This is a genomic window from Halomonas sp. SpR1 (assembly GCF_031010175.1).
Taxonomy (GTDB): domain Bacteria; phylum Pseudomonadota; class Gammaproteobacteria; order Pseudomonadales; family Halomonadaceae; genus Vreelandella.
Genome location: NZ_JAUAMB010000014.1, coordinates 57,686 through 75,063, shown reverse-complemented (window position 1 = coordinate 75,063; position 17,378 = coordinate 57,686). Strand labels below are relative to the sequence as shown.

Here is a 17,378-nt window from a genome sequence, read left to right as displayed (position 1 = left end):
TATCCGTGTTTTCAGTGAGTGTCCGTGGCTAAGAGGAAAAGACCATGCACTACGAAAAACTCGCCATTCCCGATTTAGTTCTGCTCACCCCCAAAGTATTTGGCGACGAGCGCGGTTTCTTCATGGAAACCTTTCGCCAAAGCGAATTTGAGCAGCACTGCGGCAATTATCAGTTCGTTCAGGACAACCACAGCAAGTCCGTTCAAGGTATTTTGCGGGGCCTGCACTACCAGTATAAGCAGCCCCAAGGAAAGCTAGTGCGCGTTACCCAAGGCGAAGTATTCGATGTGGCTGTTGATATGAGAAAAAGCTCGCCGACCTTTGGCCACTGGGTAGGGGTGACCTTAAGCGAAGAGAATAAGCAACTGCTATGGGTGCCGCCAGGGTTTGCCCATGGCTTTTATGTGACCAGCGAAAAAGCTGAGTTTCAATATAAGTGTACCGATTACTACGCCCCAGGCGACGAAGTGAGTATTCGCTGGGATGAACCTCAGCTCGCCATTGAGTGGCCATTAATAGATGGCAAAGCGCCCCAGGTATCAGATAAAGATGCTGATGGTGTAGCGCTTAATGAAGCACCCCAATTCACATCAGTAGGAGCCAATACACGATGCCACGGGTAATCTATCTTGGCCTTTTTGCGTTGCCAGAACACACGCCAATGACGCTCTCTGCGTTGCAACAAGCGGATGAAGAGAGTGTGGCTATCGCAGTGGAGAGCCCGTCCGACAGCCAGTTCGACATTCTCAGCAACTGGTTGCAGGATGAGAGCAAGCCCGAAGCATTAGTGATATGGCCCAAACCGACGGCTTTTATTGCCGATTGCCTAGCGAGAGATGAAGCGATCGACGACTCTCTTATCGAGTGGAAAAATATGGCTGGGCGGTTACTAAAGCTATTTCGCCGCCATCGCAGTCAACTGACGCTATTAGGGATTGCACCAGGAGAAGTGCCCAGCCCTTCCAACGAACTGCCTACCCAAATCGCTGAGGTCATTACTCAAGTCGAAGAGACCGCAAAGCGCTTGCCTCAAGCCAAACCGCTTTACCTTTTGGCAGCGGCACAGCTGGCTGTTGAAGATTCTGAGCTCCAAGAAATGCTGTCTTTCCTCACTGCAAGCAGTCAGGTCTGCGGTACGCCCATAGAGCAAACAAACGAAACCGTGCGTTTGGCTCTGCAAAGTGCGAACGAGAGCCTCAATGCTGAGCAGCAGCTTAAAATTCTAACTCAAGAACGTGATAGCGCCGCGGAAGAAAACAAGCTATTACTCACTCAACTGGCTGATGTCCAGAATGCATTAGAAACAGCCGAGCAAAAATCGCAGCAGCTTAAAAAAATCACTGAGGAACGCGATAGCGCCCAAGAAGAAAATGAGCTGCTACTGACACAGTTGCATATTGTTCAAGAAGCACTTGAAAAGGCCTATTTAAAAAACTCATCAAGTAATGTTGAGGCAGAAAGCAAAGATCAGGAAAGGTTAAAGTCTCTGATAACTTGGCTGCGCGCTCATGCTCGCCGCCAAGCTAGAGCTGCTTACAGCAATGCCGAGAGTAAGACTTTGCAAGATCAAATCAAGCTATTAGAGAAAAGTGAGTTATTCGATGCAGATTGGTACCTTGAGCAATATAAAGATGTAGCAAAAGCAAACATTAATCCGGCTGAACACTTCATCAAGTTCGGCGCGATTGAAGGGCGTAACCCAAGCCCTCGTTTCAATACTGAGTTCTATGTGTTGAACTATCCTGACATAACCTCCTCGGGTCTCCATCCTCTGTTACATTATTTGCGTGACGGGATTAAAGAACAGCGTAAAACCCAGGAGTCGACTACATGAACGCTCCAGTAAAACCGCACCTTATACACATTGGGCCGATGCGTCAGGAGAGTGAATCTCTTCTTAAGCATATTGCACTTCCTTCGCTAGTTATCGCGCCCATGCCAGGGCGTCTAACGTTCAAAGGCATGCAGGATACTTTGAAACATATAAGCGCAGTGATTGCCCCTCAGGGCGGGGAAGCTACATGCTATCGCTACAACATGCCGGGATTTGATAGCTTAGCTCCCGCTACAGGGCTTAAATCGCTTTATCCTGGAGTTGCCGAAACACAGCGCAAACCAGTGGAAACACAGCTGCTAAATGAACTTGTAAGTGAGTATTGCCCACCGGGTGCGTTAATGGCTCACTTGGTTCTGGAGCAACCTGAGCAGGCCTTGTCATTGCTGCAAGCGTGGCAAGAAGAAGGTTTGATGGATAACCTCGAAGGGCTCTTTGTGCGCACCAGCCCGATCAGCCTGTATGAAGGTATGCCAACCCAGGCAGAGATAATCGCTTGGTGCCAGAAGTATGGTTTTGATACGAGCTCTGAAAAGATAGATCCTGACAGCAATGAAGACCCGGAATTTATACTGCTTGAATTCAAACGTAACGTGCTACATGTGCCATTAAAAGCCGCTCAAGAAAAGGCGGAAATGCTTAAGCAAGAATGTGACAGCCTCAAAAAGAAACTTTCTGAATACGAAGAGCTTTTAAAAAAGAATGCCAATCAACTTAGTGAAGCCGCAGCTGCATTGCGTGAGACAGATGCTCACCTCAAAGAGCGCACGAAGCAGCACGATGAGAAATCATTACAGGTGGAAAACGCCAGCAACGAGTGTGCCACGCTCAAACAACAGTTGAGCGAGAAAGAAAGCACTATCACTCAGCTCCGTAAGGAGTTGACTTCTCAGCAGCAAAATCAGGAAGCTATCCAAAGCCGTTTTGAAGCGCTGGAAAGTAAATTGGAAGGCAAGTTGGAGTCACTACTAGAAGAACAGCGTAGTTATATACAGCAAACCAGTAATGCTCTTGGGCAACATGTGACACGAGTAGCCCACAAGCAGCGCGATGAACGGGCGCTAACCCACTATTTTCAACATGGTCAGAAACCAGTAAGCACAGAGCTAGATCCTGGATACGCTCTAGCTTTATTAGAAAAGTATCATTCAAAAAGCTACGATGTAGTGGTAGTGTTTGGTAGTGCGGCTACCACTGAGTTACTTGCAAAGGCGGAGGTAAGTACTCATGAAAACCAATCCCAGCTCATGCTGGAGGACCAGCCTAACGATGCGGTAACGCCATCTGAAAATGATCTTCCAACCTCTATTATCAGCATTGAACATCTAAGGTCGCAGTGCGCAGCTATTATCAAATCCTTAGAAGCAAACAACTGTCGTCAAGCCGTCAACGTCGTTCACGCACCTTGGATAGAGTGTAAATACCAGGATAAAACTACGCTTTTTTATAGTTCTGAAGCTACACTGAAGCGACTCGGACAATGGTTGCCAGATGGGGCTAAAATATTGGTAGTAATTGGGCCTCCACTCTTGAAAGTTAACAGTGGCATCCATGATGGCCTTTCGGAGTTGTTACAGTATCTACCTACACAGGAGCTAGATATAGTGATGGAAGGGTTAAGTAACTCGCTAGAAAACGAATTAAAGACTGATTGGAGCTCCCTTCTTGCTAATCGACAGCGTCAAGCGGAATGGCACCATCTATCATGCTCATTAGAATTGAGGGTTTTTGGTTAATATATAATGCGTTGGATTCGACGCTAACTTCGAGTAAGTTCAAGCATGCTGAAAAATTAACTATTTTTAATTTAGTTGTTTCTTTAGAAAGAAATCAGTATTTGGCTATATAGAGGGAGAGATAGAATTTGTAAGTGTTTTTATTTGTGAGTATAGCTTTAAAGAATTGTTTGTAGTTTTTTTCGAAAAGCTATGGAGTTATTGGATTAAGCCAAAGTGCGTATGTTTTATATTGCTACGCTGTAGCTAATATTTTATTAAACAGAATTTAAATGTGAGTGATATGGAAATTAAAGATTTAAAGTTGGCAGAGAGCTTTATAGGAAGTGGAAAGTATAAAGAATCATTTGATTTGAGCATGAGGTCGTTAAAGTCAGATCCGAGTGATTGCTCTGCATTGGCTGTGATGCTACGATCGTTAGGTAAAGACGGTAAGCTTGTTAAATATGAAGATTTAAAATTAGTGCTGAATGGTTTCATTAACTCTAGAGTAAAGAAAGGATTAGATACGTTATCAGCTTGGCCGTTAATAAGTACATTGAATAAATATATAATGAAGGCACACTATGAGGAAAATAATGATTTTCTTAAGTTTCTAAGAAACAAAAAAAATATAAAAAGGAAAAAAGTTAAGCTATTAATGTTAACTTGTGTTTGGCAGCGTCATGATTTAACTAAAGTATTTTATGATTATTATAAAAAGATAAAGAATGATATTCATGATGACATAGAGTTGGAAGTGCTTGCAGTAGGTTCAGAGGGTAGTGTTTCTAAAAACATGTGCGAGGAATACGGTTTTAATTATATTGAACATCCGAATCAACCATTGAGCGACAAATGGCAAGCTGGAGCTAGTCACGCTAAAAATTTTGATTTTGATGCAATGATAATAATGGGGTCTGATGATTTCGTCAGCAAAGATGTATTTTATCTTTATAAAAATCTTGTTGAAAGTGGGATTCAGTTTTTTGGTTTTCAAGATTTATACTTATATAATGTGAAGTCTCAGGCATTAGGTTATTGGAAGGGCTACGGTTCTGCCCCTAAAGGTAAGGTTCAGCCAGCTAGAGTAGGAGAAACTATTGGCTTAGGAAGATTTTTATCATCAGATTTAATTGAATTTTTGAATTTTAATTTATGGGCAGATGAGCATGTAAATAAAAGTTTAGATAACTTGATGCAAAAAAGAATAATAAGAAAAACAGGTATGCTTCCTGTTAGGGAAGAAAATTTATTTAAGTACTATAACAATGATACAGTTTATTCTCTGGGACTAGCATCGAAAAGTTTTTTAGAAGAAAAACTACTGGTATTAGATGTTAAGCACACTGAAAATGTAACAAACTTTGAACAATATAATGTGTCTAAGGAATGCTATAAATCTTTAGATTCAGAAGTTATAAAAAAATACGAGGTTTACAAAAAATTAGCACTACTAGGTTCTGCAAGACAAAGTGATACCAGTGCAGTCGAAATGGTAGACAAAGAACAGTCTTCTTTTTATATAAATAATGGGGAGGTGGCTTTAGCTCAGGGTAAATATATAAAGGCTGTAATTTATTTTGCACAATCTATAATAGAAGATGCAGGAAACTATGAGGGTAAGCGATTATTTCTCAAAACAAGAGAGCTTTTGAAAAAAAATAATGAGATCGAAACATTAATTATTATACCTGTTTTTAATAAGTCTAAAACAATTGAAAGGTCTATTGATTCGGCTCTTGAGCAAAGTTCAGGTAAGAAATTCGTAATAGCGGTTGATGATTGTAGCCAAGATGATTCTATCGATCTGTTGAATAAATATGATGCTGCTGATAATTTTGGTTTTCTCTCATTACACAAAAACTCTGGGCCATACTATGCTTCGAACGCAGCCTTGTATGTGCTTAAAGAATTAAATTATAAATACTTTCTGGTGCATGGTGCTGACGATATCATGCTGAAAGATAAACTTAAAAAACAAATAAAAACAATAACAGGAGATGCACTGATATCAGTTTCAGGGTATAGGAGGGTGGACTTTAATAGTGGTGCTACAATCAGTGAGAATAGGCGCGGTCACTCAATGGCTATTTATCATAAGCATATATTTGATAAGCTCGGTTTTTTTTATGATACGAGGTTTGGTGGTGACTCTGAATACATACATAGAGCAGTACATTGTTATGGAGAAAGCATTCAGAAAAATTTACCTGAAATACTGACAACAGCCTACTATGGTTACAATAATATAACTAATGCCAATCCTGATAATTCTAACATGCGTCTTAAATTTGTAGAAGAGTACAAAAAAAGACATGATGTTATGAAAGAATGCGATGACTACTATATTGATTTTGACCTATTTGGTTTTGATGAAAGCTTAGCCACTAAGAAAAGAAAAAAAATAGTTGCAGGCGTTGCAGTGATTGAGAGCCGTTGGAGTAGCTTTGAAAAAACTGTAAAAAGTGTTATAGATCAGGTTGATAAGCTCTATGTTTATCAAAATGGCTTTAAGCGTATAGATGAGTTTCTCTTAGATCCAAAGATAGAGGTTATTAGCTCTGTAGATACAAATATTGATCGTGGTGATGCCGGGAAGTTTTACATGCTTGGCGAAATCAAGAATAGCTATTATTTTTCAATAGATGATGACTTGTTGTATCCTGAAGATTATGTTTGCACTACTTTGAAATATCTTTCTGCGTTGCAAGATAAGTGTGTGGTTTCTTATCATGGGCGGGTTTTAAAAGAAAGTGCTAGTTGCTACTACTCTGATATTGAAGAAAACTATCGTTGTTTAGATGACGTAACTCATTTAGAACAAGTCGAGTTTGCTGGTACGGGAGTTATGGCCTTTGATGTCGAAAATATAAAAATTGGGTTTGATTTTTTTGAACAAGAGAATATGGCTGACATTTGGATGGGAATATATTGCAATAAAAATGATATACCTATGTATGTATTGCCACATCAAAGTGGTTGGATTAAGCACAATGAAATTGATTTTAAAGATACTATATTTAACAAGTATAAGAAAAATAAAAGCCATCCCAATAATGTGTTGAAAGAAAGATATTGGTCAAAAAATTTTAAGTGGAAGAAAAAGGGTAGTTGTATAACTGTTAACAATTGATCGGGTTTTTATAGTGATGCTTCTAGTGTAATCTTGTGAACGTCATTTAATATTTTTTTATGAGTGTTAAGCTAAAACTTAAGGGGTTAAAGGCATGAAAGATTCAAAGATTGCTGTAATTGGGCTCGGTTATGTAGGCCTTCCATTAGCCGTAGAGTTTGGTAAAAGTCATAGCGTTGTAGGTTTTGATATATATGAAAAAAGAGTGAAAGAGCTTAAAAGTGGATATGATTTTACGCTGGAAGTTTCAGAAGCTGAATTAAGAGAGGCTTCACAGTTGCTTTTTTCGAGCAATGTAAAAGAAATTGAAGATTGTAACGTCTATATCGTTACGGTGCCTACCCCTATTGATGATAACAATGCTCCCGACCTTACACCGTTGCGTAAAGCATCAGCTATGCTCGCAACCGTGATCAAGCAGGGTGATGTGGTTATTTACGAATCAACGGTTTACCCTGGTGCTACAGAAGAAGTGTGTATCCCCGTGATAGAAAAAGGGTCAGGTCTGAAATTCAATGAAGATTTTTATGCTGGTTATAGCCCCGAACGTATTAATCCAGGTGATAAAGTCAATACACTAACAAAAATTAAAAAAATCACGTCGGGCTCTACGCCTGAAATAGCTAAGTTTGTTGATGATCTCTATTCCTCAATTATTACTGCAGGCACACACCTTGCGAGCTCCATTAAGGTGGCTGAAGCCGCGAAAGTGATTGAAAATACGCAGCGTGATTTGAACATTGCCATTATTAATGAATTTGCCAAAATATTTAATATTTTAGGTATTGATAGTCAAGAGGTGCTGGAGGCTGCTGGAACCAAATGGAATTTCTTACCCTTTAAACCTGGTTTGGTTGGAGGGCATTGTATTAGTGTTGATCCTTATTACCTAACCTATAAAGCGAAAGAGGTTGGTTATCAACCTGAGGTGATTCTAGCTGGACGGCGTATCAACGATGGTATGGGTCAATATACGGCTACTCAATTAGTTAAAGCTGTTAGCCGCAAGAAAATTCATATTGATGAAGCACGTGTATTGGTGTTGGGCTTTACTTTCAAAGGTGACTGCCCGGATGTACGTAATACCAAGATTGTTGATATGGTTAAAGAGTTAGAAAGCTTTAATATGCATGTTGATATTTATGACTCCTGGGCCAATTCGGAAGAAGTTCAAGAAGAGTATGGTCTTAAACTTGAAACCGATTTAATCGAAGGTGTTTATGACGCCATTGTCCTGGCAGTTGACCACTCTGAATTTAAGGAATGGGGTGCCGGGAAAATACGTTCTTTTGGTAAAGAAAAACATGTTCTTTATGATGTGAAACATGTTCTTACTAAAAATGAATCAGATTTACGCTTATAACGGAGTATGTGACTAATATGAAAAATTTTGCTTTAATCGGTGCTGCTGGCTATATCGCACCTCGCCATATGAAAGCGATCAAAGAGCTGGGTCATAATTTAAGTATCGGCTACGATACTAATGATTCCGTAGGTATCATTGACAGTATTTCCCCTGATAGTGAATTCTTTACTGAGTTCGAGCGATTTCAAGAACATGCCTATCGTTTGAAACGCCACTCATCAACTGCATTGGACTATGTGGCTATTTGTTCTCCCAACTATTTGCACCATTCACATATTGCAGCTGGTCTTAGGTTGGGGAGCGATGTTATTTGCGAAAAGCCATTGGTGCCGACACCTGAATTACTGGATGAACTAGCTTTAGTGGAGAAAGAAACCGGTCAACGTGTTTACAACATTTTACAATTACGCCATCATGAAGCGATATTGAAGCTTAAAGAAAAGGTGGCAAATGAGAATCGCAGTGAGAAATATCAAGTAGATTTAACGTATATTACCTCGCGTGGAAAATGGTACATGGAAAGCTGGAAAGGCGATCCGCGTAAGTCGTTCGGTGTGGCTACTAATATTGGTGTTCATTTTTTTGATATGCTGCATTTTATTTTTGGTAAGTTAGAAAAAAATGTTCTGCATTACGCTAACGACTATAAAGCATGTGGCTATTTAGAATATGAAAAAGCACGAGTTCCTTGGTTTTTATCAATAGACGCTAATGACCTTCCTGAAGAAGTAAAAGGTAAACAAACTACATTCCGTAATATTAGCTGTGAAGGCGATCAGATCGAATTTTCTGCCGGGTTTACGGATCTTCATACGATTAGCTATCAGGAAATTCTTGCTGGACGCGGTTATGGTATTGAAGATGCAAGGCACTGCGTTGAGACCGTACACCATATTCGAACAGCTCAGCCCGAGGTTCCTGAAGCAAACGAGGCACATGCTTTCCTGAAAAAACTGATATAGGAGCGCCGCATGGATTATCAAGTACATCAATCTGCAATCGTAGACGAAGGCGCCCAGATAGGCGAAGGCTCCCGAGTTTGGCACTTCGTACATGTGTGTGCTGGCGCTAGAATCGGTAGAGGGGTTTCCCTTGGTCAAAATGCTTTTGTTGGTAATAAGGTCACAGTGGGTGATAATTGCAAAATTCAGAATAACGTTTCAGTTTATGACAACGTTCACCTTGAAGAAGGTGTTTTCTGTGGTCCGAGCATGGTGTTTACCAATGTTTATAACCCTCGCTCATTGATTGAACGTAAAAGCGAATATCGTAATACTTTGGTAAAGAAAGGGGCCACTTTGGGTGCCAACTGCACCATCGTGTGTGGTGTTACCATAGGCGAGTATTCGTTTATTGGTGCTGGCGCTGTCATTAATAAGGATGTCCCGGCTTATGCATTAATGGTAGGCGTACCTGCGCGGCAAATTGGCTGGATGAGTGAGTATGGTGAGCAATTGGATTTGCCACTGGAAGGTCAAGCAGAAGTCGCCTGCCCTCATACTGGTAAGGTTTATTATCTTAATGGCAAAACTTTAACTAAAAGTGATTGATTATCATGCAATTTATTGACTTAGCTACCCAGCAAGAGCGCATCAAAAATAAAATAGATGCCAATATCCAGAAAGTTCTTGCGCATGGTAATTATATCCTTGGCCCTGAAGTCTCTGAACTTGAGGATAAATTGGCTGAATTTACTGGTGCCAAGTATTGCATAACATGTGCTAATGGTACCGATGCGCTACAAATTGCGCAGATGGCATTAGGTATAGGCCCTGGTGATGAAGTAATCACTCCTGGTTTTACTTATATTGCAACAGCAGAAACGGTTGTCTTATTAGGCGCTAAGCCAGTCTATGTGGATATTGATCCAAAAACCTACAACCTTGATCCCGCTCAATTGGAGGCGGCAATTACGCCGCGTACTAAAGCTATTATACCGGTATCACTGTATGGGCAGTGTGCGGACTTTGATGCGATCAATGCAATTGCTGAAAAACATGGCATTCCTGTAATCGAAGATGCTGCTCAGAGCTTTGGTGCTAGCTATAATGGGAAAAAATCATGCAATCTCAGCACGATAGCCTGCACGAGTTTTTTTCCTAGCAAACCTTTAGGCTGTTACGGCGATGGCGGTGCTATCTTCACGAATGATGAAGGCTTAGCGAAACTGCTTCGTCAGATAGCGCGCCATGGCCAGGACAAGCGCTATCATCATGTACGTGTTGGTGTAAATAGTCGCTTGGATACACTACAGGCGGCCATACTGCTACCTAAGCTTGAAATATTTGCTGATGAGATTGTAAAGCGCAATCAAGTTGCGACTTCCTATACACGTTTACTGAACGATGTAGGTATTGTCAGCACACCTTATGTTGATGAAAGGTGTGTTTCAGCCTGGGCACAATATACTATACTTGTCAAAGATCGTGATGAAACCTTAGGAAAATTGAAAGAAGCGGGTATCCCGACTGCGGTTCATTATCCGATACCTTTAAACCAGCAACCCGCTGTGAAGGATGATACGGTAAATCTGCCAATTGGTGATGAAATAGCTAAAAAGGTAATGAGTTTGCCGATGCATCCTTACTTATCTACTCAAGATCAAATAAGAGTCATCGAAGCTTTCTAATTTCTTTACTCCTTAAAGAGTGTGTATGCAGAATAATGAGAAAAAGATGAAAGAAATTGATGCTGTTTCCTTAGAAAAAAAAGCTAGAAGCTATAATGATAAGGAAGAGTATTTAAAGGCAATTGAAATTTACCATTGCTTATTAGGTGATCAGAGTAAAACAATAGACTTGATTGTTGCTAAAGCTCAAGCGTTAAGAAATCAGCATCGTTTGCATGAGGCTGTTGCTTTGCTAGAACAGTCTGTGCAAGTTGGTGTTTTTAATAGTAAAACATTACATGTTTTGGCCGCTTTTTATCGAGATAAAAAATGTTGGGGGCAAGCCGAGAGATGTATTTGGGATATTATTAAATTTGACCAGAAGTATTCTGAGTTAATAGGTTTCGCCAGTTTTGCTTCCGATATATTGCGCAAACAAGGATATGTTAATACAGCTTACAGTTTTCTTGCTTCTTCTATTTTTTTCACTAAATCTCAAGGGAAAAACATACCTTTAACAGCTTTGGCTATTCAGAAAGAGCTGGAATACGAATCTTCTTCTGAATATTCGATCGAAGTTTCTTATCGATTTTATGATGCTGTTTATGAGAATTCAGATAAATATGCATCAAGTTCTGATAATTCTATCTATGTTCCTGCTTGGAATGCAGTGCTTCAATATTTTCAAGACAATGAATTTTTAAGTGTTGTGGATATTGGTTGTGGGCCTGGCCAATTTGCTGAGTTTGCAATTAAACGCTTGCCATCTCTTAATTACACTGGATTTGACTATAGTTCTGTTGCTATTTCTCAGGCGAAAAATAGGACAAAGGGTGCTGAATTTATAGAAGGCAATGCCTTTTCTTCCCCCTTATTAACTGAAAATGCAGCTGATGTTTATATATTACTTGAGGTGCTGGAGCACATAGAGAAAGATTTGGATCTTTTAGGCAGTATGCCAAGTAGAGCGTCTGTGGTCTTCTCAGTTCCTAATTTTGACTCTTTTGGTCATGTGCGTTTCTTTTTAGACGAAAACGAAGTTTACGATAGATATAACCATCTATTCTCTAGCTTAGAAGTGAAGGGCGTTATTCTCAAAGGATACTCTACTATTTACCTCGCATTTGGTCAGTTGAAGTGAAAATCCATGTCTAATAGGTTGGCTATAAATAATGCAATTTGATATTGTTTCTGCTAATCAAGCAGAAATGGCGCTTGAAAGTGAAGATTTTTTTCGCAGTTTTGATATATGTAGAAGCTGTCTTAAAAAAACACCTGGAGATGCGCTGCTTTATATTATTATGGCAAGAACGATTTGTCGCTCACCTACGGTAGTTGACTCCTGGAAAGAAATAACTGAAATCACAGCTTCTTTTCAAGACTTCAATCGCCAAAACCATGTTCAGACTTTCTCCGTTTGGCAAGCTCTTAGTTTTATTAACTCCTGTTTGATTACTAACCATTTTTCTCAAAATAGTGATCCTTTGGTTGAGTTTTTGAAGCAAACTGGTCGAAGGATAACTGAGGGTAAAGTTAAGCTTTTAATCTTGACTTGTGTCTGGAAAAGGCATGAGTTGAGCCGTTTGTTTTTTTCTTACTATAATAGGTTGAGAAGAAAGCTTAGCGCCGTTATCGATATTCAAATAATTGCTGTGGGTTCGGAAGGGAAAATTAGTCAAAGTATTTGTGAGGAGCACGACGCTCATTATATAGAGTATCCTAATCAGCCTTTATCTGATAAATGGCAAGCTGGTCTTGACTATGCTCGTTCCTTTGATTTTGACGCGTTAGTGGTTTTGGGTTCTGATGATTTTATATGTGAAAATACTTTTAGATTTTATTCTAAGGAAATATCTAACGGTGCCCTTTTTTTAGGTTTTCAAGATTGTTATTTGCATGATTTTTCTACCCAAAAAACAATTTACTGGAAAGGCTATGGCGCTTCTAATGAACAGCAAAGTCAACCACATAGAGTGGGTGAGGCAATTGGTTTGGGGCGCGTGCTTAGAAGAGAACTCCTAGAGTTTATGGATTTTGATTTATGGCGGGGAATGGATGCAAATAAATCCTTAGATGGAATCATGAAAAATAAAATTATTAAAAAAACAGGGTTTCTCCCAGTCAAGCCTGCTCATGGTTTTGATTTGAGGTTGAACGATGGAAATTATGTATTGGGTATGTTGTCTTTCCGATTGAAAGATCTGGGGCTATTCGGTATTGATGTTAAGGTGAGCGATAATGTTACTGCTTTTGAAAAATATATGACATCTACTAGCGTTTATGATGATGTGACTTTGGAATGCGCTAATAATGGTCGTCTTGATTTCTTGAATGATTTATAATGTGAGTTTTTATGACTAGTGAAGTTAATAATGAAAATGAAGTCAATGCACTTAAAAAGAGTTTGGAGGAATTATATAATATCCAAGCAAATGAGAGGGCCGAACTGGCAGCGAAAATTAGCAAGCTTCTAAAAGAAAATGATGATCTAAAACACCAAGTGCGTGAGTTAGAAATGAAATGTAAATCTTATCTTGGTGCTTCAAATGTAAAGGTTAAATCACCAGAAAATGAATTTGGTTTGGATTTTTCTTTACCAGAAGAGCGCAAGTGATTCGTGCTTAAAATTTTGGATGTCGTGTCGTGCTATAGTCATGTGTGAAGTGTTTCATCGTTAGAGTTGACTTTTTATGTGCTCTTCTTCTATCTGAAATGAGCTGATTTCTTCTGCTTTAGCAATTGTTCATCAATAATGGTAGGAATATTTATGTGCGGAATTGTTGGCGCGGTTGGCGCAAAGGATAGCACCGCCTTTCTTTTGGAAGGCTTATCTACATTGGAGTATCGCGGCTACGATTCAGCAGGTTTGGCCCTGCTATCGGGTGAGCAGAGCAGTGGTTTGAAGCGAGCCCGTTCCAAAGGGCGAGTAGCTGAATTGGCTGCTTTGGTGAAGGAGCAGGCGCTCAGCGGTAATGTAGGCATTGCCCATACCCGCTGGGCGACCCACGGCGTACCGGCTGAACGTAATGCCCACCCGCATATTTCCGGCGGGTTGGCGGTAGTGCATAACGGCATTATCGAAAACTACGAAGCGCTGCGTATTCAACTGCAGGGCTTGGGTTATGAGTTCACTTCAGATACCGACACCGAAACCATTGCCCACCTGATTCAAGCCTGCTTCAAGGGCGAGATTGGCGAACCTGCTGAAAACCTCTTTTCTGCCGTGCAATGCGCCGTGGCTCATCTCAAGGGTGCTTTTGCGCTAGCGGTAATCAGCGAAGAAGAGCCGGACTGCCTAGTAGTTGCCCGTGAAGGCTCGCCTTTAATGCTGGGCGTTGCGGATGAAGGCTATTACGCTGCGTCTGATGCTTCTGCGCTGCTCTCTGTCACTAAGCGCATGATGTATTTGGAAAACGGCGATGTGGCACGATTAAGCCGCGAAGCGGTGGTTGTGGTCGATGGCATTGGGCAGCCGGTTGAGCGGGAAGTCATTACGTCCAGCCTGAGTGCTAATGCTGTTGAGCTGGGTGATTTTAGCCATTTCATGCAGAAGGAAATCTTCGAGCAGCCTCAGGCGCTTAGTAATACGTTGGAAATGATTAGTGGAGCAGGGCAGCTACAGCCGGGGATTTTTGGTGCAGAAGCCGCTGATATTTTCGACCAGATAGAGGCCGTGCTGATCCTGGCCTGCGGTACCTCCAGCTATGCAGGCATGACCGCTAAGTACTGGATTGAGCAGGTGGCGGGCATCCCTTGTAACGTCGAAATCGCCAGCGAGTACCGTTATCGCCAAAGTGTTGCCAATCCTAAACAACTGGTGGTCGTAATCTCCCAGTCGGGGGAAACGGCGGATACACTGGCGGCGCTTCATCACGCGAAATCGTTGGGGCATGTACATACGTTGGCTATTTGCAACGTACCGGAATCCGCCATTGTGCGTGAAACTGCGCTGCGTTTTATTACCCGTGCCGGGCCGGAAATTGGGGTCGCCTCTACCAAGGCGTTTACCACCCAGCTTAGCGCGCTGTTCCTGCTTACTCTGTTGCTTGCCAAAGCTAACCAGCGGTTATCCGATGCGGATGAAAAAGCCTATCTGGATGAGCTGCGCCATTTGCCCATTGCGGTAGATAAAGTGCTGGCACTGGAGCCGAGCATTGAAACGTGGTCAAAGCAGTTTGCCGACAAGCAACACGCACTGTTTCTGGGCCGTGGTCGCCACTACCCCATTGCATTGGAAGGCGCGCTGAAGCTTAAAGAGATCTCCTACATTCATGCCGAAGCTTACCCGGCGGGTGAGTTGAAGCACGGCCCCTTGGCGTTGGTCGATGCGAATATGCCAGTAGTTGTGGTCGCTCCTAACGATGAGATGTTGGAGAAGTTAAAAGCCAATATGCAGGAAGTCAGCGCCCGTGGTGGCCAACTGTATGTGTTTGCCGATGGCGACAGCGCGGTTAAGTCCAGCGAAGGCGTAAACGTACTAATGATGCCGGAGCATTACGGCCTGCTTTCGCCGGTATTGCACGTGGTAGCGCTTCAGTTGCTTTCGTATCACGTGGCACTGGTGAAAGGCACGGATGTGGATAAGCCACGCAATCTTGCTAAGAGTGTAACGGTAGAGTAGTGCCATTGGGCGTCGTTCCGACGCCTCCCGCGGGTGCCTCATTCGCTCGTACCTCGCGAGATTCGTTACCACGCGCTACGGGTTATTCGCCATATTCAAGGTAAGTACATGTCGTGGTGCGTTAAGCGAAGCGCCCCCGTGGGAGCAAAGTGTAGCGGTGCTTGATTGACTGGTTGCCAGTGGGCATCGGTGCGTCAAGCTGATCATTTTTATCAGCAGTAGCTCGCATAGCAGAATCAGCAGCCCGTGGCACAATGGCAACAAGTTCGCCACGGCCAAGGCGAGCACGGCTGTAAAAAGCTGTCAGGTGGCGGGAAGGTTGGCCGCTACTTGGCAGCTTTTTTTGTGCTATGCCTTGGACTTATGGAAGGGTTATATCTGTTGAAGGAATATAGAATATGTCGCTTATTGATCAAGCTCTGATGGATGCCGTTGAATGCGTCGCGCGTGAAGCTGGCGAGGCTATTATGAGCGTTTATGCCCGCGAGTTCAGCGTGGAGAAGAAGGAGGATGAAAGTCCGTTAACCGAGGCTGATATGGCGGCACATAACATTATTGTGCGCGGTCTGCAGGCGTTGCCGGTGCAGATTCCCATTCTTTCTGAAGAGGATATTGAAGGTTTTGCCGGTGCCGATGCTGAGGGTCGTTATTGGTTGGTCGACCCGCTGGATGGCACCAAAGAGTTCATTAAGCGTAACGGTGAGTTCACCGTCAATATTGCTCTGATTGAAAACGGTAAGCCGGTGCTCGGCGTGGTGACCGCGCCTGCGCTGGATGTGGGTTACGTTGCCGCGCGGGGGCTGGGCGCGTTTAAGGTTGAAGCCGATGGAAGTCGCAAGGCTATTTCTGTAGCAGGCAAGCCGAAAGCGGGCGTTACCTGGCGGGTAGTGGGAAGCCGCTCGCACCCTAGCCCTGATTTGGCCGCCTGGCTGGAACAGCTGGGTGAGCACACCATGCTGCCCATGGGGAGCTCGCTGAAACTTTGCATCATTGCCGAAGGTTTTGCCGATGCCTACCCGCGCTTGGGCCCCACTTGTTTGTGGGATACCGGCGCCGCCCACGCGGTAGTGCTCGAAGCAGGCGGCCGGGTAGAAACCCTGGAAGGCACGCCGCTTAGCTACGCTAACCCCAGTGAAAAGCTCAATCCCTATTTTGTGGTGTGGGGGCATTAAGCCAAGGCGTCATTTATCTTTGTTTTGCCAGCCTTCTATATGCAAAACGTGCACATCCCCTTGGAATCCCCACCTTCAAGTGCATGCGTGATTGAGTAGCGCGTGGTAAGCCTACGGCGCACCCGCGAAAGCAGCGCTAAGCGGTGCCGGGGTTGGCCTGTGTAGGCGGTGATGGTTCGGTGCCCTTGGGCGTCGTTCCGCCGCTTTTCGTGCCGGGCTGCCGCTGCAGGTGCCTCATACGCTCGTACCTCGCGAGATTCGTTACCACGCGCTACGGTACGTGCAAAAGATTGATTTTGTTGGTTTTGTGGCGCGTGGTAAGCCTAAGGCGCACTCGCGGGAGCAGCGCGAAGCGGTGCCGGGGTTGGCTTGTGTGGGCATTGTTGGTTGGTTGCCATTGGGTGTCGTTCCGCCGCTTTTCGTGCCGGGCTGCCGCTGCAGGTGCCTCATACGCTCGTACCTCGCGAGATTCGTTACCACGCGCTACGGTACGTGCAAGAGATTGATTTAGTTGTTTTTGTAGCGCGTGGTGAGCCTCAGGCGCACCCGCGGGAGCAGCGCGAAGCGGTGCCGGGGTTGGCCCGTGAAGGCATTGTTGGTTGGTTGCCACTGGGCGTCGTTCCGCCGCCTCCCGCGGGTGCCTCATACGCTCGTACCTCGCGAGATTCGTTACCACGCGCTACGGTATGTGTACCCAATTGAATTGGTGGTTTTTCGAATCGCGGCGTAACTCCTCCGACCTGTGATTGAGGGCCACACCCGAGGATGTATCTTATATTCGCTCTCCTCATATACTCGTTACCTTGCTCTGCAAGGCTTATACTCCTGACGATTCACGATTCACGATTCACGATTCACGATTCACGATTCACGATTCACGATTCACGATTCACGATTCACGATTCACGATTCATGATTCACGATTC

At 43.2% G+C, this 17,378-nt stretch carries 14 protein-coding genes; all 14 read left to right on the top strand.

Features of this window, described 5'->3' with window-relative positions:
- Positions 1 to 44 precede the first annotated feature (44 nt).
- Positions 45 to 623 (top strand): dTDP-4-dehydrorhamnose 3,5-epimerase, encoded by a 579-nt coding sequence (rfbC, locus tag QT231_RS11885; protein WP_308337074.1) that lies wholly within the window; start codon positions 45 to 47, stop codon positions 621 to 623.
- On the top strand, positions 611 to 1,834 hold the full coding sequence (locus QT231_RS11880; protein ID WP_308337073.1) for a hypothetical protein: 1,224 nt from the start codon (positions 611 to 613) through the stop codon (positions 1,832 to 1,834). Before rfbC ends, QT231_RS11880 begins: the two co-directional genes overlap by 13 nt.
- On the top strand, positions 1,831 to 3,570 hold the full coding sequence (locus QT231_RS11875; RefSeq protein WP_308337072.1) for a hypothetical protein: 1,740 nt from the start codon (positions 1,831 to 1,833) through the stop codon (positions 3,568 to 3,570). The genes QT231_RS11880 and QT231_RS11875 overlap by 4 nt, the downstream gene beginning before the upstream one ends.
- A 283-nt stretch (positions 3,571 to 3,853) precedes the next feature.
- On the top strand, positions 3,854 to 6,685 hold the full coding sequence (locus QT231_RS11870) for a glycosyltransferase family A protein (RefSeq protein WP_308337071.1): 2,832 nt from the start codon (positions 3,854 to 3,856) through the stop codon (positions 6,683 to 6,685).
- A 94-nt stretch (positions 6,686 to 6,779) separates the two neighbouring features.
- Positions 6,780 to 8,048 (top strand): Vi polysaccharide biosynthesis UDP-N-acetylglucosamine C-6 dehydrogenase TviB, encoded by a 1,269-nt coding sequence (gene tviB, locus QT231_RS11865; RefSeq protein WP_308337070.1) that lies wholly within the window; start codon positions 6,780 to 6,782, stop codon positions 8,046 to 8,048.
- A 17-nt stretch (positions 8,049 to 8,065) separates the two neighbouring features.
- The gene (locus QT231_RS11860; RefSeq protein WP_308337069.1) at positions 8,066 to 9,013 is read left to right on the top strand and encodes a Gfo/Idh/MocA family oxidoreductase; all 948 of its coding nucleotides are present in this window, start codon (positions 8,066 to 8,068) and stop codon (positions 9,011 to 9,013) included.
- Positions 9,014 to 9,022: 9 nt separating this feature from the next.
- Positions 9,023 to 9,601: a UDP-2-acetamido-3-amino-2,3-dideoxy-D-glucuronate N-acetyltransferase gene (wbpD, locus tag QT231_RS11855; protein ID WP_308337068.1), complete on the top strand. Its 579-nt coding sequence runs from the start codon at positions 9,023 to 9,025 to the stop codon at positions 9,599 to 9,601.
- A gap of 5 nt (positions 9,602 to 9,606) precedes the next feature.
- Positions 9,607 to 10,680, top strand: coding sequence for a DegT/DnrJ/EryC1/StrS family aminotransferase (locus QT231_RS11850; protein WP_308337067.1), 1,074 nt, complete (start codon positions 9,607 to 9,609; stop codon positions 10,678 to 10,680).
- Positions 10,681 to 10,705: 25 nt separating this feature from the next.
- Positions 10,706 to 11,800 (top strand): class I SAM-dependent methyltransferase, encoded by a 1,095-nt coding sequence (locus tag QT231_RS11845; RefSeq protein WP_308337066.1) that lies wholly within the window; start codon positions 10,706 to 10,708, stop codon positions 11,798 to 11,800.
- A 31-nt stretch (positions 11,801 to 11,831) separates the two neighbouring features.
- Positions 11,832 to 13,001 carry a hypothetical protein gene (locus QT231_RS11840; RefSeq protein ID WP_308337065.1) on the top strand — a complete coding sequence of 390 codons (1,170 nt, stop codon included), beginning with the start codon at positions 11,832 to 11,834 and terminating at the stop codon, positions 12,999 to 13,001.
- 11 nt (positions 13,002 to 13,012) lie between these two features.
- The gene (locus tag QT231_RS11835) at positions 13,013 to 13,273 is read left to right on the top strand and encodes a hypothetical protein (protein WP_308337064.1); all 261 of its coding nucleotides are present in this window, start codon (positions 13,013 to 13,015) and stop codon (positions 13,271 to 13,273) included.
- Between the two features lie 153 nt (positions 13,274 to 13,426).
- Positions 13,427 to 15,280 carry a glutamine--fructose-6-phosphate transaminase (isomerizing) gene (gene glmS, locus QT231_RS11830; RefSeq protein WP_308337063.1) on the top strand — a complete coding sequence of 618 codons (1,854 nt, stop codon included), beginning with the start codon at positions 13,427 to 13,429 and terminating at the stop codon, positions 15,278 to 15,280.
- A 398-nt stretch (positions 15,281 to 15,678) separates the two neighbouring features.
- On the top strand, positions 15,679 to 16,452 hold the full coding sequence (cysQ, locus tag QT231_RS11825) for a 3'(2'),5'-bisphosphate nucleotidase CysQ (protein ID WP_308337062.1): 774 nt from the start codon (positions 15,679 to 15,681) through the stop codon (positions 16,450 to 16,452).
- Positions 16,453 to 16,944: 492 nt separating this feature from the next.
- Complete coding sequence (locus tag QT231_RS11820) at positions 16,945 to 17,154, top strand: hypothetical protein (RefSeq protein WP_308337061.1); 210 nt, start codon at positions 16,945 to 16,947, stop codon at positions 17,152 to 17,154.
- Positions 17,155 to 17,378 lie beyond the last annotated feature (224 nt).